This is a genomic window from Caldanaerobacter subterraneus (assembly GCF_004345675.1).
Classification (GTDB): domain Bacteria; phylum Bacillota; class Thermoanaerobacteria; order Thermoanaerobacterales; family Thermoanaerobacteraceae; genus Thermoanaerobacter; species Thermoanaerobacter subterraneus.
The window spans coordinates 1-21,160 of record NZ_SLWU01000013.1 but is presented as its reverse complement, the minus strand read 5'-3'; the positions used below and the strand labels follow the sequence as shown (position 1 = coordinate 21,160).

Here is a 21,160-nt window from a genome sequence, read left to right as displayed (position 1 = left end):
GGGAGTATGGATGAAGTGATTGTTGAATTGAAGGAAAGGTCTTATCCTATTTATTTTGACTATGAAGGTTTTGATAGAGTTGGAGATTTAATTAAAAAACATGTGAGAAGCAGCAAGACATTTGTTATTACTGATTCTAATGTTTATCCTTTGTATTTTGAAAAGATTGAAGAAAGCCTTAGAAAAAGTGGATTCGATGTCTTATATGAAGTTATACCTGCTGGTGAGACGAGCAAAACTATGGAAATGGCACAAAGACTTCTTGAGGTAGCTTATGACAGTGGTCTTTTAAGGGATAGTTCTATCATTGCACTGGGGGGAGGAGTTGTTGGAGATATAGCCGGGTTTGTTGCTGCGACCTATATGAGAGGAATTGATTTTATTCAGATTCCTACGACATTGTTAGCTCAGGTAGACAGCAGTGTTGGTGGTAAGGTAGCGGTAAATCTAAAAAAAGGTAAGAATATAGTTGGAGCTTTTTATCAACCTAAAATGGTGTATATTGATACTTCAGTTTTGGGGACTTTGAATAAAAGAGAAGTTCTTGGTGGATTAGCTGAAGTAATCAAGTATGGAGTTATATGGGACTTTGATTTGTTTACCTATATTGAAGAAAATTTGGGTGATATTTTGAGATTAAAAAAGGAGGATTTGACTTATATAGTTAAAAGGTCATGTGAGATAAAAGCTAAGGTTGTATCATTGGATGAAAAAGAAGAGAATTTAAGAGCGATATTAAATTTTGGGCATACAATAGGTCATGCTATTGAGGCTTTAACAGGGTATGAGAGATATATTCACGGAGAAGCTGTGGCAATAGGAATGGCGTATGAGGCACGGCTTGCATTTAACTTGGGATATATTGATGAAGGATATTTAGAGCGCATATTGAATTTAATTAAAAGAGCGGGACTGCCAGCTGACTATGAGGGTATTGAAAAGACGGATATGCTAAATGCCATAAAGCTTGATAAAAAAATGAGAGAAGGGAGAATAAATTTTGTTCTACCTGTAGGTTTAGGCAAAGTGGATATTGTGAGTGTGAAAGAAGAAGATGTATTAAAAGTTTTGAAATAAGGCGGGTACACCGCTTTTTTTATTATCCTTTTATAAGGTTTATGAAAAATTTACTTGACTTTAATTAGGCAAAGTATTAAAATATCAGCAATATAGTATGATAAGGGGGTGTAGGATGAAAGTTGGGTATTTAGGGCCTAAAGGTACTTTTTCTGAAGAGGCTGTTTTTAAATATATAGAAGGAATGAAAGAGTGTGAAGCTATAGAGTTTGCTACCATCCAAGATGTAGTTAAAAGTGTAGCGGAAGGGACGTGCGATGAGGGCATTTTGCCTGTTGAAAATTCTATTGAGGGTTCTGTCAATGTATCACTGGATTTGTTGATAAACGATGCCGAGGGTATTTTGGTCAGAGGAGAGGTGATAATTTCTATTTCACAATGTTTGATTTGCGATGACTTTATTGACTTTAAAGATGTACATTGTATACTTTCTCATCCTCAGGCTCTTGCCCAGTGCAGGGAATACATATTGAATAATTTCCCAACGGCTGAAGTAAAAACTACAGAAAGCACTGTAAAGGCTTTGTTAGGGGTAAATGCTAAAAAAGGGATAGTTGCCATTGGACCGGAAAGAGCTGCTTGGCTTTATAACCTTAAGATATTAGAAAAAGATGTGCAGGATATAAAGGAGAATTACACGAGATTTTTGGTTATTGCGAAAAGAGACAGTGACTATACAGGGGAGGACAAGACTTCAATAGTTTTTTCTGTGCCGAATGTTCCTGGAAGTTTGTATAGGGCTTTAGGAGTGTTTGCAGAAAAGAATATCAATATGACAAAAATTGAGTCAAGGCCTTCTCGCAAAAAGTTTGGGGAGTACGTCTTTTGGGTAGATATAGAAGGCCACAGGGAAGAGGAGAGGATAAAAGGGGCTTTAGAAGAATTGAAGGTAAAGGCAGATTTTTTAAAAGTTATAGGTTCTTATCCAAAGTTCAAGATGGGAAAATAAAGGGAGGAGAAGAGGTATGGTAATTGTAATGAATATAGATGCTAGTGAGAAACAAATTTCCGAGATTACAAATCTTTTAACTTCTCTCGGGCTGGGTTATCACATTTCAAGAGGGGAAGAAAAAATAGTAATAGGTGTGATAGGGGACAAACGGAAACTTGATGGAAAAGCGATAGAGATGATGGAAGGGGTAGAGAAAGTAATTCCAATAGTAGATCCCTATAAGCTGGCGAGTAGGATATTCAAACCAGAGCCTACTATTGTAAAAGTTGGCGATATTGAAATAGGGGGCAAAAATATTGTCATAATGGCAGGACCTTGTGCTGTAGAGAGCAGAGAACAGCTTCTTGAGAGTGCTGTGGCAGTGAAAAGAGCGGGAGCTCACTTTTTAAGGGGAGGGGCATATAAACCCAGGACCTCGCCTTACTCTTTCCAAGGGTTAGAGGAGGAAGGATTAAAAATGCTCAGTGAGGCGAGAGAGCTTACGGGTCTTAAAATTGTCACGGAAGTGATGGACGTGCATTCAGTGGAAAAAGTTGCGGAGTATGCGGATGTCCTTCAAATTGGAGCAAGAAACATGCAGAATTTCTCACTTCTTAAGGCGGTAGGGAGGATGAATAAGCCTGTACTTTTAAAAAGGGGGCTTGCGGCTACACTGGAGGAGTGGCTGAGCGCTGCAGAGTACATTTTAAATGAAGGGAATAAAGATGTAATTCTCTGCGAAAGAGGCATAAGGACTTTTGAGACTTATACCCGCAATACTTTAGATTTGAGTGCGGTTCCAGCCATAAAAAAACTGAGTCATCTACCTATAATAGTAGACCCCAGCCATGGAACTGGTCGGTGGCACCTTGTGCCTTCCATGGCCAAAGCGGCTGTTGCTGCAGGAGCGGATGGACTTATCATAGAAGTGCATCCTGACCCTAAAAATGCTCTTTCTGATGGGCCTCAATCTTTGACCCCAGACAACTTTGAAAGCTTGGTGAAAGAATTAAAAATTATTGCTGAAGCTGTAGGGCGGGAACTGGCATGATAGAGAAGGTAGCTGTTGTGGGACTGGGCCTTATAGGCGGGTCTATCGCAAAAGCTTTAAGAAAGTATACAGATATAGATGTTATTGGAGTGGATGTTGATACAAAAACTTTAGATAAGGCTTTAAGAGAGGGTACAATTTCTGAAGCCTTCAGGGAAATAAATTTTGCACTTGATGTAGATGCTCTTTTTATCTGCACTCCTGTTGGTAAAATAGCTGATAGTGTTAAGAAGATATATCCTCATCTTAAAAAGGGATGCATAATAACTGATGTTGGGAGCACTAAAAAAGTTGTCATGGAAGAGATAGAAAAATTTCTACCTTCGGATTTTTACTTCATTGGAGGGCATCCTATGGCTGGCACTGAAAAGGCAGGGTACGATTATTCTCACCCTGACCTTTTTGTAAATTCTTTTTATTTCTTGATTCCTTCTAGCAGTGTGGAAGAAGGGATTTTAGAGATTTTTGTAAAAGAAATAATAAAAAAGATAGGTGCAAAACCTGTCATTGTAGATTATAATGAACATGACAGGATAGTAGGAGTTATAAGCCATGTTCCTCATATAGTTTCTACGGCACTTTCTAATTTTGCACACAGAGAATGCAAAGATGCCTTAAAATACGCTGCAGGAGGATTTAAAGATACTACGAGAATCGCTCTTTCTCAGACTGAAATGTGGAAGGACATAATTTTTAGCAATAGAGAAGTGGTTCTTGATTTACTAAGAAATTATAAAAACCTCCTCGAAGAATTTGTGTATCATCTGGAGAGAGGAGATGAAGAGTTTTTAGTGGACTTCTTTGACAAGGCCCGAGAATGCAGAAAAATACTAGAGGTATGAGGTGAGAAAAATGGATGTAGAGGTAAAAAAGAAAAACAGCTTAAAAGGGGTTATTTCTGTCCCAGGAGACAAATCTATATCTCACAGAGCTGTTATGATAGGTTCAATAGCTGAAGGGCTAACAGAAGTAGAAAATTTTCTTGTTGCTAAGGATACTCTTTCTACTGTAGAGTGTATGAGGAAACTGGGTGTAGACATTAAATTGGAAGGAAATAGAGTGAAAGTGTATGGAAAAGGATTGTACCTTAGTAAAAGCAGTGAAGTGTTAGATGTAGGAAATTCTGGGACAACAATTAGGCTTTTGATGGGAATACTTGCAGGGCAAGAGTTTGAGACAATACTCACAGGGGATGATTCTATCAAGAGGCGGCCTATGGGAAGAGTGATAGTGCCTCTTACTCTCATGGGGGCTAAAATAGAGGCAAGGGAAGGGAATTTTGCTCCTGTCAAAATAAGAGGTGGGAAACTTCGAGGAATAGAGTATAAAATGCCTATTGCCAGTGCCCAGGTTAAATCTAGCATAATGCTTGCAAGCCTTTATGCGGAAGGTATGACGGTTATTGAGGAGCCTGCTTTATCGCGAAATCATACGGAGCTTATGCTTCAAACTTTTGGTGCAAGGATAGAGATAGATGGAAAGAAAATATTTTGTTATCCGGGAAGTAAATTAAAAGGGCAGAAAATTATAGTGCCGGGAGATATATCTTCTGCTGCCTATTTTATAGTGGCAGCAAATTTGCTTCCTAATTCAGAGGTGGTTATAAAAGATGTGAATGTAAATCCTACGAGAACAGGAATTATAGATGTTTTAAAAGATATGGGAGGAAATGTTGAGCTTATAAATGAAAGATATGTGAATAATGAAAAAATAGCGGACATTGTAGTTAAAAGTTCTAAATTAAAGGGTATAGAAATCGGCGGAGACCTTATTCCTAAGCTTATTGATGAAATTCCTGTTATCGCAGTTGCAGCAGTTTTTGCTGAAGGAACCACTGTGATAAAAAATGCAGAGGAATTAAAGATAAAAGAAAGCAACAGGATAAAATCAATGACATCAGAGCTTGGGAAAATGGGAGCTAAAATTTTTGAGACAGAAGATGGAATGATTATAGAAGGGACAGGCTTTTTAAGAGGAGCCGAAGTTGAGAGTTACAACGACCACCGTGTGGCCATGTCCTTGTGGATTGCTGGCCTTTTAGCAGAAGGTCGGACCATAATTAAGAAGGGTGAATGCGTCGACGTTTCATATCCCGATTTCTATAAGACATTTGATATGCTATAATTTTATTGGTGATGGCCAATGAAGGAAAAGATACTGATTGTAGAAGATGAAAGACAGATAGCGCGTTTTTTACAATTGGAATTCGAACACGAAGGCTATGAAGTGAAAATAGTTTACGACGGAACCTCAGGCGTGAAAGAAGCTTTAGAGGGCGATTATGACCTTGTGCTTTTGGATATAATGCTTCCAGGAATGGATGGATATGAAGTTTTGAAAAAAATAAGAGAAAACTCTGACATACCTGTTATAATGCTTACAGCAAAATATGAGGTGAAAGACAAGGTAAGAGGGCTAGACATTGGTGCAGATGACTATGTAACTAAGCCTTTTTCTATAGAGGAGCTTTTCGCTAGAGTGAGGGCTGCATTGAGAAAGAGAAATCCCAGTATTAAAAAAGATGTGCTGAAGTTTGCTGGTATTGTTATGGATTTGACTACTCATGAGGTCAGGAGGCAGGGAGTAAAAATTGACCTTACGAAAAAAGAGTTTGACCTTTTAGAATTTTTAATGAGAAATGCGAATATTGCTCTTTCTAGAGAAAAAATTCTGCAGTCAGTTTGGGGATATGACTATTATGGGGATACCAATGTAGTAGACGTGTACATAAGGTATTTGAGAAGCAAAATTGACGACCCATTTGACAGAAAATTGATTCACACTATAAGGGGAGTAGGTTACAGTTTGAGAGATGGTGAAGATGAAGATTAAATTGTTACCTCAGCGCATAACTTTAAAAATAGCGCTTCTTTATTCAGCAGTTTTTTCATTTGTGCTGATTTCTTTGAATGCCTCAGTGATTTACACTTTGAAGTATTACCTTATATACCAATCAATGGAACAGGTGTCAACTCAAGCAGAGGTTATAAAGGCAAAACTTAGTGAAGCAAAACAAAATATGGACGGAGCTTTAAAAGACACAGCATTTTCTGGGATACCTGATGAAAATATTTATGTAAAAATATTTGATTCAAAAGGGCGATTGCTGTATTTATCTAAAAAATTAGAAAGAGTTGCGATTCCATATAATACTAATCTAGAAGTTCCTGTTAAGGTTGATGAATTTGATAAGGATTTAGTTTACTTAAATACAGTATTTAAAAAAGGCGATGCTACATTTTATATACAAGTTATAAAGGATATGAAGAATGAGTACGCTTTTTTAAAGCTTCTTTTTATTTTGATGTTTTTTGCTGATGGAGCTGGTATTTTCATTTCATTTGTGACAGGTTATTTTGTTACAAAAAGGGCATTAAGACCTGTAGATTACATGATAAAAGAAGTGAAAGACATAGATGCAAAAGGCTTAAATAAAAGACTTAAAGTTTACGGAGAGGAGGATGAACTCACAAGGCTGGCAAAGACCTTTAATGACATGTTGGACAGGCTTGAAGAGTCTTTTGCGCGTCAAAATAGATTTGTGTCTGATGCCTCCCATGAATTGAGGACTCCTATTTCTGTCATAAAAGGATATATTGACATGCTAGATAGATGGGGAAAAGACGACAGAGAAGTATTAGAAGAAGGAATTAAAGCCATAAAGAAGGAAACTTTAGAGATGGAAAATCTTGTTGAAAAACTTCTTTTTTTAGCGAAGGGCGATGACAGGTCAATAAAGCTGGAGAGGGAAAGTTTTGATTTGAAAGAGATAGCAGAAGAAGTGGTCAGAGAGATTAAACTGATTTACGAAGGAAAAAATGTATCATTAAAAGGGGAAAATGTGAGAATAAATGCAGATAAGAAGCTTATAAAAGAGGTTTTGAGGATACTCCTTGATAATGCGGCAAAGTACACCTTAAAAAATGGCAACATAGAAATTGAAATAGGAAGTGGTGACGAGGCCTATATAAAGGTTAAAGACGATGGGATAGGAATACCCGAAGAGGATTTGCCGTATATTTTTGAGAGATTTTACAGAGTAGACAAAGCTAGGTCTAAAGATACAGGGGGCACGGGCTTAGGTCTTTCTATCGCAAAATGGATTGTAGAGGAACACGGTGGAGTGATTGGGGTAAAAAGCGAGGTAGGGAAAGGAACGGAGTTTACCGTGATGCTTCCGCTTATCAATGACAGCAAATGACTGTATTCCCATCAGTTTAATATGGACAGAGTTTTTGTATTCCGTGTATAATTTAGTTAAAACATGCCGAATCCCCGATAAGGGGTACGGGGGATGTAAATTTGGGGTGAATCCACGTATTGTGGTAGGGTGGCCCTCACCCGAACCCGTCAACTAACCTCGGAGGCAAAGGGGGTAAATCATGTCCAAAGTTCACCTCAAAGTAAAGCCTCTCATCGCATTAATTATCGGAGGACTATTTTTATTTCAAGCTGCCTTTGCCGCTACTTATACTGTGAAACCAGGAGATACTTTATGGGGGATAAGTCAAAAATACGGCATTACTTACACTAAATTGATGGCTCTAAACGGGTTACAGACTACTACAATATATCCTGGCCAAGTGTTGCAAGTGCCTGGTAATGATAACACATATGTGGTTCAAAAAGGCGATAGCTTGTACTTAATAGCTAAAAAATATGGAATTACCGTAGATGCGTTAAAAGCTGCAAACGATTATAAAAGCGATATCATATATCCAGGTCAGGTGTTTATCATACCAAAGCCTGTTAATTCTTCCTCTCGAACATATAATGATGTCAGCAGAGGTTATGTTCAAAGGAGTGTAATACCTTACACTCCAGAGGAATTTGACCTTCTTGCGCGACTCGTTACAGCAGAAGCGGATGGAGAGCCGTATCAGGCTAAAGTAGCAGTAGCAGCTGTAGTGATAAATAGAGTGAAAAGCGGTATTTTTCCCAATACTATAAAAGATGTCATATATCAAGTGGATGCGTGGGGGAATTACCAATTTACTCCTGTACTCAATGGCTGGATAAATAGGCCTGCATCTACAGATGCTATAGCTGCTGCAAGAGATGCTCTAAATGGCATTGACCCCACTAATGGAGCTTTATATTATTTTGACCAGAGCTCCACTAATGCCTGGTTGTGGTCCTTACCCATAGCGGCAAGAATAGGCAATATGGTTTTTTGTTACGGGAAATAAAGCGATGAGAGGGGTAAGAGGCGGAGTAACCGCCTCTTTTTTACTTTTATTTGTAAAAGAGCTTATATAACAGGGAAAAGGCAAATGCTATAAAAACTGCAGAAGATATGTATTTTAAATAGTTGTGAGAAATTTTTTTATTGAAATAAGAACCTATAATTATTCCTATCACATCTGCCATGAACATGCCTAGAGTTGTTCCCAGAAGTATATAAAAAGGCTGACGATAGGAAGCAGTTAAAGCAATAGTGGTCAGCTGTGTTTTGTCTCCAAATTCTGAAAGGACGTAAGTGATTATTATAGTTAAAAGAGGAGGATAATGAGAGGTTATTATTTTTCCGTTTTCTGACTCTTTATGGCTCAGAGAAAAGACTCCAAAAAATAAAAACAAAAGAGCAGCCAAAAATTTCATATAAAAGTTTGGTATGTGTTCTCCCATATATGAACCAAATAATACTGCAATACCGTTATTTATTAGTGCTGCAATTAATACACTTACTAAAACGGTTCTGGCTTTGAATAAAGAGGCAAATGCTATTGACATGAGTTGTGATTTGTCTCCCATTTCAGAAGCGAATACTAGAAAAAACGAGGTAAACAACGTTTCCATTTTAGTTCCTCCCAAAGTATTATACAGTAGTTATTGTAAAAAAATTATCTTTTCGTGTCAACTTGTAAGTCAGTTGTTTTAACACCTAAAAAATGTTATTTTTAGATTAGAAAAATTTTGGAGGTGTTTTTATGTATTTAATAAATTACACTTCTGATGACTTTCAAAAACATCTGCAAAAATCAGATACAGTAATAGTGCCTATCGGTTCTGTGGAAGCTCACGGTCACCACCTTCCTCTGGGTACAGACATTTTTTCCCCCAGGCTTTTTTGCCAGATGATTGAAGAAAAAATTGGTGATTATGTGTGGATTGCTCCTGAGATACCCTATGGTCAAAGCTATGACCTTTCAGTCTATCCCGGAACAATTCACGTGCCTTTAGAAGTATTAGCAGAATACGTATATGCTGTTGGAAAAAGCTTGTATGAAAACGAGCTTAAAAAGCTTATATTTTTAAATGGGCATGGAGGAAATATCAATGCTTTGAACCTTGCCAGTGAAAAACTGGCGCAGCTGGGTATGACGGTGTTGACAATAAACTGGTGGTTAGACTTTTCAAAAGAGATTCTTACCATCACAGAAGGGCAGGGACATGCGGGAGAAGACGAGACGTCGGCTATTTTATATTACGATGAGAGGCTTGTGCAAATGGACAAAGCGACAAAGAATTTCAAGAAACCTCTTTACAGGGTTTATTTTAAGGACAGGGGAAAAATACTTTATGAAAATGCTATGTCAGGTGATGCTACACTTGCTACAAAAGAAAAGGGGGAGAAAATCTTTAAACTTCTGACAGAAAAGATTGTTGAAATAATTTTAAATGTGCGAAATGGAAAATACATTGCAGATTAGATAAATTGCCAGTTTAGTTGTCTTGTAACGAATTACATTTTTTCTATTTAAAAAGTTGTTTGCAGTCTAAGCCGTAAAAGCTATTTAGCTTTTATGGCTTTTATTTTGAAATTTTTTCTCTTCTAAATTGCATTTTTTATTGTAGATTTAACTTTTTCGTGGTATAATATAAACAACTATTATAACCTGGTATAATGATTAACTTATATGGGGTGAAATTATGATTAGAGAGGATATATTTGGGAACTATCCTCAGATAGCTCACAGCGCTTATGTAGATGATACAGCGATTTTAATAGGTAATATTGTGGTGGGGGAGAATGTATACATTGGGCCCAATGTCGTCATAAGAGCAGATGAAGTTGATGAAAATTACAGAGTAGGCAAGATAGTCATAAAGGATAAAGCAGCGATTTACGACGGAGCAAATATCAATACCACAGGGGCTTCTGAAATAACAATAGGAGAAGGAACAGTAATCTCCAACGGCGTCATAATTAAAGGAGAGTGCCACATAGGAAATTACTGTAGTATAAATGTAAAGAGCATAATATTTAATTCCTATATAGGCGATAATTGCTATGTAGGGATAAGCGCTGTGCTGGAAAATGTAAAAATGCCAGAGAATACTATGGTGGAATCAGGTGTGTTTTTAAGGGAAGATAACATAGCTAGTTTGATAAAACCTGTCCCTGAAGGCAAGATTAATATTGCTGGAAAAATAACTCTTTCAAATAAAGTCCTGATAAACTGGTACAAATTATCAGGATATTAATCATTTTTCTTTTTCCAGAAGTCTCCATGCTGTTTTATCAATGAGGCTTTTTCCTGAAGTAGTAAAGGTAGAAAGGTAAATTGCGTCAAAATCTTTATCTACAGGAATAGATATATAAACTATTCCATTTTTTATATAGCCTTTTCCCTCTGAGGAAGAAATTTTTCCATTTTTAAATCTAACATTTATTCTGCCAATTTCACTGTGGTCTTTGAACAGTATAGCGTTTAAATTGTACTCATATTCTTTTTTCGCATTATTTCTGCATTTTATCGCTGTGGTTAAGATATTAGTTTTTACATACCCGTATACGGCCGTGATATCTACACTGCCATTTTCATAATCTCTTAAGTTATCTCTTTCAGGATCCAGTATGATTTTATATTCTTCGAAGTTCAAATTTTTGTTGTACTTTCTCAATGTGCCATTTCTATAAAAGCCGTAAAGCTCTGTTTTTCTATCAAAAGCGAGTAGAAAATCTTTCATTACTTTCATTTGGGTTTTGTACATGGTTATAGCTTTACCTTTTTTCTCTACCTCCTCTTCAGAAAGAGGATATAAGTGCCATTCTGTACCTGTTTTTAAAAGAGGTTTAGGAGGGTTTAGATTTAAATGGGGGTGCTTCCCTAAAGGCAAAGGCCAGTCAGTGCGATGAACAATGTACAAAAACTGAGGTATTTGGTCTTTTTTCAGCGTGTACAGTGTGTATTTTACAAAGCTGTTTGTTGCCCAATGGTCTGGATGAAGTTCATTCGGATGAGGATAAACAACTAATGTAGGGTTATACTCTTTTATGATTGATTTCAAATCTTTTAAAACATTTTCTCCTTTATGTTCTGTGCCTTTTGAATAAGAGTTTATATAAGGGCTGTGAGTTTTTTTAGTTCCTGCGCTTTCTAAAGTTCTTTCAAAATTTTTCCACCATAAGAGTGCCAGACCTTTATCGGGATATCCCAAAAATATGATGTTTTCTTCTTTGACTCCCAGATATTTCAGAACGGAAATAGTTTCTCTCTGTCTTTCATATCCTAAGCGCAAAAAATCATGAGGAGTAGGTTTTATAGTATTGTAATTTTCTATCACTGCCCTTTTAAAGGAATCTCCATTGGTCATCACTACCACCTTCACTTCTCCGCCGTACTTTAGGGTATCTTGAATTAAGCCTCCAGCTGCTAAAGTTTCGTCATCCGGATGTGGTGCAATGATTAATACCCTTTGATACATAGAGGGAACAGGGTATAATTTTTTTACAGCACTTTTTCTTTCGTAATTGTAACTGCTAATCTCTATTGAACCGAATATTGCCAGAATAATTAATAAAAATACAGCAACATGTCTTACTTTTTTTGACATTTTTCTCCCTTCCTTTCTGCCTTCTAGACTTTATTATTTACACTTTCCAGCCCTTTTATGGTATAATAGAGCCGAGAAATGAAATAACAGAAAATTAGTGGGGGTCAAGATGATGAAAGTGATGATAGTAAGAGACTATGATGAAATGAGCAGAAGAGCTGCAGAAATTGTAAAAGAGCAAATTCTGAAAAAACCCGACACTGTTTTAGGGCTTGCCACAGGTTCTACTCCTTTGGGCATGTATAAGTATTTAATAGAAATGCATAAAAATGGTGAAATTGATTTTTCAAATGTAATTACTTTTAATTTAGATGAGTACATAGGACTTTCTCCTGACCATCCGCAAAGCTATCATTATTACATGTATGAAAATTTATTCAATCACATAAATATTAAAAAAGAAAATATACATATTCCAAATGGAGTCGCCGAAGATTTAGAAGAGGAATGCAAAAGATATGAAAGGGAGATAAGGAGAATAGGCAGGATTGACCTGCAGATACTAGGTATTGGGGTAAACGGCCATATAGGTTTTAATGAGCCAGATGAAAGCATTGAAACGAAAACCCATATAGTGACGTTGACGGAAGAGACTATAAATGCTAATAAGAGGTTTTTCAAAAGCATAGAGGAAGTACCAAGAAGAGCAATCACTATGGGATTGAGCAGTATTATGAAGGCAAGAAAAATTATGCTTTTAGCATCAGGAAGTAATAAAGCTAAGGCGATAAAGGAAACTTTAAAGGGGAGATTGACAACAAAAGTACCTTCTACTGTTTTAGCCCTACATCCTGATGTCACTATAATAATAGATAAAGGGGCAGCTTCTCTTCTCACGGATGAGGAGCTAGCCAATGTGGAATTGACAGATTAGGGCGCAAGCCTTTTTTTATTTTGTATAGCTTTTTACTTTGGGGTATAATAGGTTAGAGGATTACATAAATTGGCTTAATAGTGGTGAGAAAGATGATAAAGATGTTTTTAAAAGGATTTGAACTTTTAAGCCATAACAAGTGGAGTAGGGAAAGAGTTCTTAAATACAGTGAAAGGAAAATGAGAGAAATTGTAAAATATGCTTACAATTCAAGTAGATTTTATAAGGAATTTTATACAGAGCATGGGATAAAAGAAAAAGACTTAGATGTCATACCAATTGAAGAATTGCCTATGATAGACAAGGATTTGGTGAGGGACAATTTTTTTGAGATAATAACTGGCAATATATCTATGAAAGATATAGAAAATGCTATTAAAAGTGATGAACTTATGGTTAAAGTAGGCAAATATATCCTTGTTCATACTTCGGGAAGTACAGGAAAACCGTGTAATTTTCTTTATGACGAGGAAGGACTTGATACAATAGAGGCGAATATGGTTCGCATAAGCGTAGGAGGTAAAAATTCAATTGAGCTTAAAGATTTTCCCATAAAAGTGCTGTACATCGCCGCTGTAGGAAGTGGTTATGCTGCTACAACTCTTGCAATGAGTGGAATTAAAAAGTATAAAGCTAAAAGCATTGTAGTAGACATAAAAGAACCTATTGATACTTGGAAGGGAAAAATTGAATCTTTTAAACCTGTGTATGTAGCTGGCTATCCTTCTTGTGTAAAAATACTGGCGGATATGAAAGAAAAGGGAGAAATTGATATAAAACCTAAAAAGGTAATAACAGGAGGAGAGCCTTTAAACAAAGAAGTCAAAGAATATTTGGCTTCTGTCTTTGACGCCGATATAATAGACTATTATGGCTGTACTGAGTCCATATTTTTAGGAATGGGATCTAGCTGGTATGAAGGCATGTATTTGATGGATGACATGAATTATGTGGAAGTAGATGAATTGGGCAGACTCATCATAACTCCTCTTTACAATAAGGCTTTTCCTCTCATAAGGTATAGATTGAAAGATGTGGTAGAAGGCTTTGACAAATTCCACAAAGGCGTTTTGCCTTACACTTATATCAAAAGAGTTGTTGGAAGAGAAGAAGAGATGATGTGGTTTAAAAATGAAAAAGGGGGAAGTGATTTTCTCCATCCGCTTTTTATTGATGACCTTGACGTTCAGGGGCTAAAGGAATATCAATTTGTCAAAACTTCAGAGGAAAGTTTTGTGTTAAATTGTGTAAAATTTGACGATTACAGCAGTGACATAGAAAAGCAGATAAGAAGGCAAATCGATGAGTTTTTGATGAAAAAAAGGTTAAGAAATGTGAGGTATGAGATACGCTTTGTAAAAGAATTGCAAATCGATAAAAAGACAGGGAAGGCGAAAATGGTCATAGATTACACAAAAGATAGAAGGTAATTTTTAGCTTTTTTATTGTTATTTTCAGAAGAATGTAATATAATATTTACTAGTTATACCCCATAGGGGAGGGAGGTGTACCTGTGCCAATTTACACTGCTTTTGCGGCAGGGATTGTTTCTTTTTTGTCGCCGTGCGTTCTTCCGCTCATTCCCGCTTATGTTTCCTATATTTTCGGCAATAGAAAGAACAATATAGTGAATTTGATTCTCTTTGTACTGGGGTTTAGTTTAATTTTTGTGTTGATGGGAGCAACTGCAAGCCAATTGGGGAAACTTTTTTTATCTTATAAAGATGCTTTTAGGAAGATTAGCGGGATAATAATAGTAATTTTTGGGCTTCAGATGACAGGACTTTTTAGGCCTCTTTTCTTGAATAAAGAAGTGAAGCTAATAAATATGGAAAATATACAGACAGGCTATATAGGTTCTTTTATACTCGGGGTTACATTTGCAGCAGGCTGGACGCCCTGCGTAGGTCCTATTTTGGCTTCTATTTTGTTATATGCTAGTTCTGTAAGTACTTTAAGCGTAGGGGTAATACTTCTTTTTGCCTATTCTATGGGGTTAGGGATTCCTTTTATTGTTACAGCCCTTTTGATTGACAAGTTTAAAACCATGTACAAGAAAATTAATAAGATACTTCCCTACATAGAAGTCGCAAGTGGTGTTATTTTGATAATATTTGGCATTTTACTGTATTTTAATATGCTTATAAAAATAACAGGGTATCTTTATTAAGAGGTGGTAAAAGTGAAGAATAAAAGTTTAATTTTTACAATTGTTGCAATTGCGCTTATAGGAGCTTTGATTTTTGTTTTAAATAGCTACACTAAAACCGCAGAACCTACCCCTTCAAAAGTGGAAAATCAAACTAAATCAAATTCTTCCAATGAGGAGCGCAAAGTAGGAAATGAAATAGGGGATATAGCTCCTGATTTCGCTTTAAAGGACCTTAATGGCAATACTGTTACCTTATCAAGTTTGAGAGGAAAGAAGGTAATACTCAACTTTTGGGCTACTACTTGCCCTTACTGTAAGATTGAGATGCCTGCTTTGGATAAGTTTATAAGGGCGCATAAAGATGACACTGTTTTGTTGGCTATAGATTTAGGGGAGAGCGAAGCGAAAGTTAGACAGTATTTAGAAGGAAAGGGATACCAGTTTACTGTGCTTTTGGATTCAGATTTGAGCACAGCCTACGATTATAAAATACAGTTTATACCGGTTTCTTATTTTATAGACAAAAATGGGGTAATAAGGGCCATCAGCAACGGGGCTATGACCTACGATGAAATAGAGGAGTACTACAAAGCGCTTTCAGAATAAAAAAGAGTATCTCTCGTGGGGAGATACTCTTTTTTATGCGATTACATTTAGAGCCTGTCTGTAATTTACCACCTTTATATAATTTGCCTCTGGGTCTTCTGTGCCTTGAATGCTTAAATTTGCCTCTTTCATTTTTTCGACGTATTCTATAATTTCCATTGTTATTCTTTCGCCAGGGCAGAGCACTGGTATTCCAGGTGGATATGCCATTAAAAATTCTGCGCTTATCTGCCCTACACTTTCTCTCAGAGGAAGAGCCACTGTAGGAGCGTTAAAGGCATATCTAGGTGAAACTACTAATTCAGGAATTTCTGGAATATCTATTGGCTTTGCTACTTCTATGTTTTCGTCGTACAATTCGTCGCTTATCTCTCTTAAAGCGCGAAGCAAGTAATCTACTTTTTCTTTTGTGTCTCCAATTGAGAATACGCAGAGGACATTGTACATGTCCGAAAGCTCTACTTGAATGTAGTATTTTTCTGCTAAGATTCTTTCCAGTTGATGCCCAGTTATACCTAATCCTTTGGCAGTTATGGTCACTTTTGTAGGGTCAAAATCGTAAGCGCCATCGCGACCTACTATTTCTTCGCCAAAGCAGTAAAGCCCTTTAATTTTATTTATCTCTCTCCTTGCGTATTCAGCTAATTCGATAGTCCTGTCCAGAAGTTCCTTTCCTTCTGTAGCCATTTGCATTCTTGCTACGTCCAGTGACGCCAGGAGTATATATGAAGGGCTTGTGGTCTGTAATAAGCTCATCACCTGCTTTACCCTGTTTATATCTATCCTGTCTCCTTTTACATGAAGCATTGAACTTTGTGTCATAGAACCAATAATTTTATGAGTGCTTTGAGCGCATATATCGGCTCCTGCTTCCATAGCCGAAATGGGCAATTTTTCGTTAAATTTAAGGTGAGGGCCATGAGCTTCATCTACCATTAAAATTGCTCCATAATCGTGTACAATTTCAGCAATTTTTACTATGTCTGTAGAAACTCCGTAATAAGTTGGGTTGATGATTAAAACCGCTTTTGCATCAGGATGCTGTCTTAAAGTTTTTTCGACCGTCTCAGGGGTGACGTTCAAGGCAACCCCGATATTTTTGTCAATTTCTGGCTGCATGTAAATTGGTATAGCGCCACTTAATATGATTCCGGAGGTCACAGACTTGTGAATGTTTCTTGGTACAATGATTTTTTCATCTTCTCCCATTACGCTTAAAATCATAGCTTGGATGGCTCCAGAGGTTCCGTGTATTGAGAAAAATGTTGCGTCTGCTCCAAAAGCTTCTGCTGCCAACTCTTGAGCGTATTTGATAGGACCTGTTGGTTTGTGCAAGCTGTCTACTTGCTGAAACACAGTTACATCCATTGAGAGCACATTTTTTCCAACAAAGTCTAGAAATTTTTTGGCCATTCCCTCCCCTTTTTTGTGTCCCGGTACGTGGAAGGGAATTGTATTATTATTCACATATTCCATTAGAGCGTCAAATAAAGGGGTTTGAGTTTGATCTAGCTTTTTCAACCCTTTTACACCTCTTTCATAGTTTTTAATCTTTAAAAAACCCCCGGATTGAAACTTATTAATAACTTCAATTCATTATAAGACATATCCATTCAAATTTCAATAATAAATTTTGCGTTGAGGAGTAAATTGTTTGTAAAATTTTTGTGACATCTAAAAGGCTTATGGCACTATACTATATACTATGTTAATAAGCTTAAAATGTCAAATACATTTTATTGAAGGAAGAGGTTTACAGGCATAATTTTTAATTTGATTTTTATTAATTTGCTTGTATAATATAAGAAAGTCGCTCAAAAAAAGGGGTGAATGTATGCTCAACAAGCATTTGATCGAAGAAAGTACGGAAAAATTGAAAAGCATGGGATTTGATGTAGAGGAAATACAGGGCGAGGTTGAACAATTGATAGAAGAGTTTGAGGAGTTTGTTGATTATAAAGTAAAATATGAAGTGTATGATGAATTCAATATATCAAAAGACAGGATAAGTGTAGGTAATGGGGAATTTCTACATGGAGAATATGTGGTTGAAAATTTGAAAGGCAGTGATTATATAGTTGCTGCAGTCATAAGCTTGGGGGAGGGGATTGAAAGCAAAATAAAAGAATTTTTTCAAAAAGGAGAGTATACAAAGGGATTTATTTTAGATACCATCTCAAATGTGTTTTTGGAAGAAGTTACCTTGGACTTTTGGAAGGACTTAAAGAAGAAATCGGAAAGTTACGGGAAGAAAATAACTCCAGTATTTTTCCCAGGAAATAACTGGGATATAAAAAATCAGTTGGCTATTTTTAGGTTAGCAAGGGCAGAGGAAATTGGGCTGAAGATAAATGAAAATTTTATGATATTGCCAGAGAAAAGCGTCTCCTTTGTATGTGGGATAGGGGAAAATGTTAAGACCTGTGAGATAGCAGCAAGTTGTGACAATTGCCCTTTAGTGGATTGTATATACAGGAAAAAAATTATGTCAAAACAGTTGGGGGAAAAGAGATACAAAGTCATAGTATACTTTGAGGGGAAAGAAAAAGAGTTGGTAGCGAGAGAAGGAGAGAACCTTTTTTACTTGCTTTCAAGAGATGGCATATACTTACCTAACTCTTGTGGAGGAAACAGGATTTGTGGCAAATGTAGAGTTAGAGTAGATAAATCTTATGAAGTTTCTGAGCAAGAAGCCTATTTTTTGTCAAGAGAAGAAATAGAAAAGAATGTAAGGCTTGCTTGTTTTGTAGAAGTTCGCGAGGACTTGAAGGTACAGGTTTTGTATAAAGAAGGCAAAGCCAGGATCTTGACTGAAAATAAGAAAGATATTGAAGTGCCTCTTGATAGTCGAATAGATAAAAGACCTGTAGTTATTGCTTTACCTACGTTGGAAGACCAAAGAGATTTTGTTGAAAGGGTGAAAGAAGCTGTAGGAGAATTTTTAGAGATTCCTTTGAGTGTGGTAAGAAATATACCTTCTTTTTTGGAAAAGGAAAATTCGAAGGTTACTTTGGTTTTGAGGAAAAGTGAGCTTATTGCCATAGAAAGGGTAGATCTGGCAAATAAAAAATACGGGATAGCCTTGGATATAGGAACTACTACTATTGTAGCCTATTTGTATGACCTGGATTCAGGGAAACAGATAGATGTATATTCTTCTTTAAATCCTCAGAGAAATTTTGGAGCAGATGTAATTTCAAGGATGGAATATGCCCTTAAAGAGAGAGATGGGCTTAATACTTTGCATTTTCTGCTGATTGAAGAAATAAATAAGGCAATTTCAGAATTTTCTTGGAGGAATAAAATAGAAAGAGATAATATTTACGAGATTGTAGCAGTTGGGAATCCCACGATGATACACTTTTTGCTGAAGGTGGATGTGAAGAATATAGCTGTTTCACCTTATGTACCTACTTTTACTTCTATGATGGAGATAAAGGCTAAAGATTTGGGGATAAAGATAAACGAAGAAGGGTATGTGATCACATTGCCATTGATTTCAGCCTATGTAGGTGCAGATACTATAGCAGCGGTGTTGGGCAGCAGAATGGATTTAGAAGAGGATATGAGCTTGCTCATAGATATAGGGACTAATGGAGAGATGGTCTTAGGCAATAAACATAAAATGATAGCTTCTTCTGCGGCGGCAGGTCCTGCTTTTGAAGGAGGAGGTATTACTTTTGGCATGCCTGCTCTTGAAGGAGCAATAGATCATGTAGATTTTGCTAAAGTTCCCCCTTACACTACTGTGGGGGGGAAAGAGCCAAAAGGCATATGCGGGTCTGGCATTGTAGATGCCATCTCTGAATTATTAAGGTATGGAATTATAGACAAGACAGGGCGAATTGTAAAGGATGTGGAGCTTTTTAAAGAGAGAGTCGGGGTTTTTAAAGGAGAAGATGCTTTTTTGATAGGAGGAGATATATATATAACGCAAAGAGATATTAGGCAGATACAGATGGCAAAAGGGGCTATAAGGGCAGGAATTGACATCATGCTCAAAGAAATGGGAATAGACGTAAAAGATGTTAAGAAAGTATTTTTGGCGGGAGGTTTTGGGAACTACATTTCACCTAAAAGCGCTGTTGAGATAGGCCTTATACCAAAAGAGTTGGAAGGAAAAGTTTTACAAATAGGAAACAGTGCGGGAATGGGGGCTGTCATGTGCCTACTTTCAGAAAAAGAGTTAAAAAGAGCTGTTGGTCTAAAGGACAAGATCAGATATATAGAACTTTCTACGCATCCTGATTTTCAAAAGAAGTTTATGGACGGGATGTATTTCTAAGTAAGGAAATTAAATCGTGTGCTGTCCATGATAAATCCAAGACCCGTTGTCATAAGAATTAGACAGAACTTTCTATTTTTAAGTAAAAGCAAAAAGCATGACAGAACCAATCCATCCGACAAACAAAAAGGCAACTTTCAATGGAAGCTTCAGATATTGCAAGTTTTTTAACTCCTTTTAGTATAGTATCAATGGAATTATAACATTTTTCGGCAAAGTATCAAAGTAGGAGAGAAAAAGGTATTGAAATTTTTATTAGTCTGTGGTATTATATCAAATGTAACAGTTGCCGAAGTGGTGGAACTGGCAGACGCGCTGGACTCAAAATCCAGTGGGGCTCACACCCCGTGCGGGTTCGACTCCCGCCTTCGGCACCAGCTTAAAAATCAAGGTTTCCAGAGTTTTGAACTTTCTGGAAGACCTTTAAATATAGACCCAGTAATGCAATTAGATTATGCTTTAAAGGGTATCCCTGAAGAGGATACCTTTTTTTATTGCTTGTTGCAATACCTGTTAAATAATTACATACCGCTAACCGTATATAATAGGAAAATAGTAGGATGTGTTTGTCACCATGATACATGAATTAAAGGCAGAAAGTAAGAGTGTTCACTGATTGAGCGAAAAAAATAGCTTTTTTGGGAAATTTAATTAAGAAAATATCTTAGAAAAAAGGTATACCTGAAATGAAATCTAGTCTCCAAAAAATAATAAAGTCTGTCCTATGTTTATCAAGCAGTAGTTTATAATGGGCATTTTAAGTTTGGAGTTACAATGGCTATTATGATGAGAAATACAGTGTTTGCAGAAAATGAATAGTTGGAATTGAATGAGTTGTGAGCTTAGGCTATTCTTGTGCCTTAAAAGGAAACGGAATACTTTTCTATTAGCAATTTTTTCTGTGTGTAAAGGGACTATTAAAAATTTGGAATTAACTGTAGTAAGCACATTGGGAGTTTTGATAAAGGCGAAAGAAAAAGGAATTTTAAAAAAGTAAAACCGCTCTTAAATGAGATGATATAGGGAAAGGCTACATTTGCAGAAAATTATGCAATAAAATTTTAGAAATTTATAAGGAAAAAGTAAACGCACTGAAAAAGGCGTTTTTATTTTTGTAGAAATTTAGAGGCGGAAGGTGAAGCTGGAAATTAGAAATGAACGGATAGCGTAAAATTTCAATAAGTAACTGAGCAGGAAAATTAAGTATGAATGTGGAAAAAAGACCTCACCGGGAGAGAATCAAAAACCAAAGCGAAGAAGAACTAGCGTTGATTATTTAAAATAATGGGGATTTTCAATATAATGTCACCTCCCTCTATTATCTTTTATTTTCTCTTAATATCTTAGTTTTTCTTTAATTTTCTCATCACAACAAGAGCATCTCATGGCTTATATTACCATTT

General features: G+C 36.5%; 18 protein-coding genes, 1 tRNA gene and 1 riboswitch. Of the genes, 16 read left to right on the top strand and 3 right to left on the bottom strand.

Features of this window, described 5'->3' with window-relative positions; all coding sequences use genetic code 11:
• Nucleotides 1-6 precede the first annotated feature (6 nt).
• From aroB to EV203_RS07190, 8 genes are all read left to right on the top strand, one after another.
• The gene (gene aroB / locus EV203_RS07225; RefSeq protein ID WP_011025381.1) at nt 7-1,077 is read left to right on the top strand and encodes a 3-dehydroquinate synthase; all 1,071 of its coding nucleotides are present in this window, start codon (nt 7-9) and stop codon (nt 1,075-1,077) included.
• A gap of 115 nt (nt 1,078-1,192) precedes the next feature.
• Nucleotides 1,193-2,026: a prephenate dehydratase gene (pheA, locus tag EV203_RS07220; protein WP_132039817.1), complete on the top strand. Its 834-nt coding sequence runs from the start codon at nt 1,193-1,195 to the stop codon at nt 2,024-2,026.
• A gap of 16 nt (nt 2,027-2,042) precedes the next feature.
• Nucleotides 2,043-3,059: a 3-deoxy-7-phosphoheptulonate synthase gene (gene aroF / locus EV203_RS07215; RefSeq protein WP_132039815.1), complete on the top strand. Its 1,017-nt coding sequence runs from the start codon at nt 2,043-2,045 to the stop codon at nt 3,057-3,059.
• Nucleotides 3,056-3,901 (top strand): prephenate dehydrogenase, encoded by an 846-nt coding sequence (locus EV203_RS07210; protein ID WP_132039813.1) that lies wholly within the window; start codon nt 3,056-3,058, stop codon nt 3,899-3,901. The genes aroF and EV203_RS07210 overlap by 4 nt, the downstream gene beginning before the upstream one ends.
• A gap of 10 nt (nt 3,902-3,911) precedes the next feature.
• Nucleotides 3,912-5,183: a 3-phosphoshikimate 1-carboxyvinyltransferase gene (aroA, locus tag EV203_RS07205; protein ID WP_132039811.1), complete on the top strand. Its 1,272-nt coding sequence runs from the start codon at nt 3,912-3,914 to the stop codon at nt 5,181-5,183.
• A gap of 18 nt (nt 5,184-5,201) precedes the next feature.
• Nucleotides 5,202-5,891, top strand: a complete 690-nt coding sequence (locus EV203_RS07200; protein ID WP_132039809.1) for a response regulator transcription factor — start codon at nt 5,202-5,204, stop codon at nt 5,889-5,891.
• Entirely contained in the window at nt 5,881-7,260 is a 1,380-nt protein-coding gene (locus tag EV203_RS07195) for a sensor histidine kinase (protein WP_132039807.1), read from the top strand. The genes EV203_RS07200 and EV203_RS07195 overlap by 11 nt, the downstream gene beginning before the upstream one ends.
• A gap of 54 nt (nt 7,261-7,314) precedes the next feature.
• Nucleotides 7,315-7,442, top strand: a riboswitch (cyclic di-AMP (ydaO/yuaA leader).
• A complete protein-coding gene (locus EV203_RS07190; RefSeq protein WP_011025388.1) occupies nt 7,442-8,248 on the top strand; it encodes a cell wall hydrolase in 807 nt (268 codons plus the stop codon). Its footprint overlaps the riboswitch before it by 1 nt.
• Nucleotides 8,249-8,294: 46 nt before the next feature.
• On the opposite strand, the gene EV203_RS07185 is transcribed toward EV203_RS07190, so the two are convergent.
• Complete coding sequence (locus EV203_RS07185) at nt 8,295-8,858, bottom strand: TMEM165/GDT1 family protein (protein ID WP_132039805.1); 564 nt, start codon at nt 8,856-8,858, stop codon at nt 8,295-8,297.
• A 131-nt stretch (nt 8,859-8,989) separates the two neighbouring features.
• Between EV203_RS07185 and EV203_RS07180 the strand changes: the two genes are divergently transcribed.
• Together EV203_RS07180 and EV203_RS07175 are read left to right on the top strand one after the other, a co-directional pair.
• Nucleotides 8,990-9,712: a creatininase family protein gene (locus EV203_RS07180; protein ID WP_132039803.1), complete on the top strand. Its 723-nt coding sequence runs from the start codon at nt 8,990-8,992 to the stop codon at nt 9,710-9,712.
• A 220-nt stretch (nt 9,713-9,932) separates the two neighbouring features.
• Nucleotides 9,933-10,487: a gamma carbonic anhydrase family protein gene (locus EV203_RS07175; protein WP_011025391.1), complete on the top strand. Its 555-nt coding sequence runs from the start codon at nt 9,933-9,935 to the stop codon at nt 10,485-10,487.
• Here EV203_RS07175 and EV203_RS07170 read toward each other — a convergent pair whose 3' ends face one another.
• Nucleotides 10,488-11,840, bottom strand: a complete 1,353-nt coding sequence (locus tag EV203_RS07170; protein WP_132039801.1) for a PIG-L deacetylase family protein — start codon at nt 11,838-11,840, stop codon at nt 10,488-10,490. It lies immediately after the preceding gene.
• Nucleotides 11,841-11,952: 112 nt separating this feature from the next.
• Between EV203_RS07170 and nagB the strand changes: the two genes are divergently transcribed.
• The 4 genes from nagB to EV203_RS07150 all read left to right on the top strand — a co-directional run bounded on the left by nagB (nt 11,953) and on the right by EV203_RS07150 (nt 15,472).
• Nucleotides 11,953-12,714 (top strand): glucosamine-6-phosphate deaminase, encoded by a 762-nt coding sequence (gene nagB, locus EV203_RS07165; RefSeq protein WP_132039799.1) that lies wholly within the window; start codon nt 11,953-11,955, stop codon nt 12,712-12,714.
• A 92-nt stretch (nt 12,715-12,806) separates the two neighbouring features.
• Nucleotides 12,807-14,144, top strand: a complete 1,338-nt coding sequence (locus tag EV203_RS07160) for a phenylacetate--CoA ligase family protein (RefSeq protein WP_132039797.1) — start codon at nt 12,807-12,809, stop codon at nt 14,142-14,144.
• Nucleotides 14,145-14,227: 83 nt separating this feature from the next.
• Nucleotides 14,228-14,884: a cytochrome c biogenesis CcdA family protein gene (locus tag EV203_RS07155; RefSeq protein ID WP_009611141.1), complete on the top strand. Its 657-nt coding sequence runs from the start codon at nt 14,228-14,230 to the stop codon at nt 14,882-14,884.
• A 12-nt stretch (nt 14,885-14,896) separates the two neighbouring features.
• Nucleotides 14,897-15,472 (top strand): TlpA family protein disulfide reductase, encoded by a 576-nt coding sequence (locus tag EV203_RS07150; protein WP_043884262.1) that lies wholly within the window; start codon nt 14,897-14,899, stop codon nt 15,470-15,472.
• A gap of 33 nt (nt 15,473-15,505) precedes the next feature.
• Here the strand turns inward: EV203_RS07150 and EV203_RS07145 are convergent, their stop codons facing one another.
• A complete protein-coding gene (locus EV203_RS07145; protein ID WP_011025395.1) occupies nt 15,506-16,993 on the bottom strand; it encodes an aminotransferase class I/II-fold pyridoxal phosphate-dependent enzyme in 1,488 nt (495 codons plus the stop codon).
• Nucleotides 16,994-17,306: 313 nt separating this feature from the next.
• Here EV203_RS07145 and EV203_RS07140 point away from each other — a divergent pair, with 313 nt between their 5' ends.
• Nucleotides 17,307-19,757, top strand: a complete 2,451-nt coding sequence (locus tag EV203_RS07140) for an ASKHA domain-containing protein (RefSeq protein ID WP_132039795.1) — start codon at nt 17,307-17,309, stop codon at nt 19,755-19,757.
• A 288-nt stretch (nt 19,758-20,045) separates the two neighbouring features.
• A tRNA-Leu gene (locus EV203_RS07135) sits at nt 20,046-20,134 on the top strand.
• The last annotated feature ends 1,026 nt before the right edge of the window (nt 20,135-21,160 follow it).

Coding starts and splice junctions, on each gene's coding strand:
- aroB (WP_011025381.1), top strand. CDS start 7: ATGGATGAAGTGATTGTTGAATTGAAGGAAAGGTCTTATCCTATTTAT.
- pheA (WP_132039817.1), top strand. CDS start 1,193: ATGAAAGTTGGGTATTTAGGGCCTAAAGGTACTTTTTCTGAAGAGGCT.
- aroF (WP_132039815.1), top strand. CDS start 2,043: ATGGTAATTGTAATGAATATAGATGCTAGTGAGAAACAAATTTCCGAG.
- EV203_RS07210 (WP_132039813.1), top strand. CDS start 3,056: ATGATAGAGAAGGTAGCTGTTGTGGGACTGGGCCTTATAGGCGGGTCT.
- aroA (WP_132039811.1), top strand. CDS start 3,912: ATGGATGTAGAGGTAAAAAAGAAAAACAGCTTAAAAGGGGTTATTTCT.
- EV203_RS07200 (WP_132039809.1), top strand. CDS start 5,202: ATGAAGGAAAAGATACTGATTGTAGAAGATGAAAGACAGATAGCGCGT.
- EV203_RS07195 (WP_132039807.1), top strand. CDS start 5,881: ATGAAGATTAAATTGTTACCTCAGCGCATAACTTTAAAAATAGCGCTT.
- EV203_RS07190 (WP_011025388.1), top strand. CDS start 7,442: ATGTCCAAAGTTCACCTCAAAGTAAAGCCTCTCATCGCATTAATTATC.
- EV203_RS07185 (WP_132039805.1), bottom strand. CDS start 8,858: ATGGAAACGTTGTTTACCTCGTTTTTTCTAGTATTCGCTTCTGAAATG.
- EV203_RS07180 (WP_132039803.1), top strand. CDS start 8,990: ATGTATTTAATAAATTACACTTCTGATGACTTTCAAAAACATCTGCAA.
- EV203_RS07175 (WP_011025391.1), top strand. CDS start 9,933: ATGATTAGAGAGGATATATTTGGGAACTATCCTCAGATAGCTCACAGC.
- EV203_RS07170 (WP_132039801.1), bottom strand. CDS start 11,840: ATGTCAAAAAAAGTAAGACATGTTGCTGTATTTTTATTAATTATTCTG.
- nagB (WP_132039799.1), top strand. CDS start 11,953: ATGAAAGTGATGATAGTAAGAGACTATGATGAAATGAGCAGAAGAGCT.
- EV203_RS07160 (WP_132039797.1), top strand. CDS start 12,807: ATGATAAAGATGTTTTTAAAAGGATTTGAACTTTTAAGCCATAACAAG.
- EV203_RS07140 (WP_132039795.1), top strand. CDS start 17,307: ATGCTCAACAAGCATTTGATCGAAGAAAGTACGGAAAAATTGAAAAGC.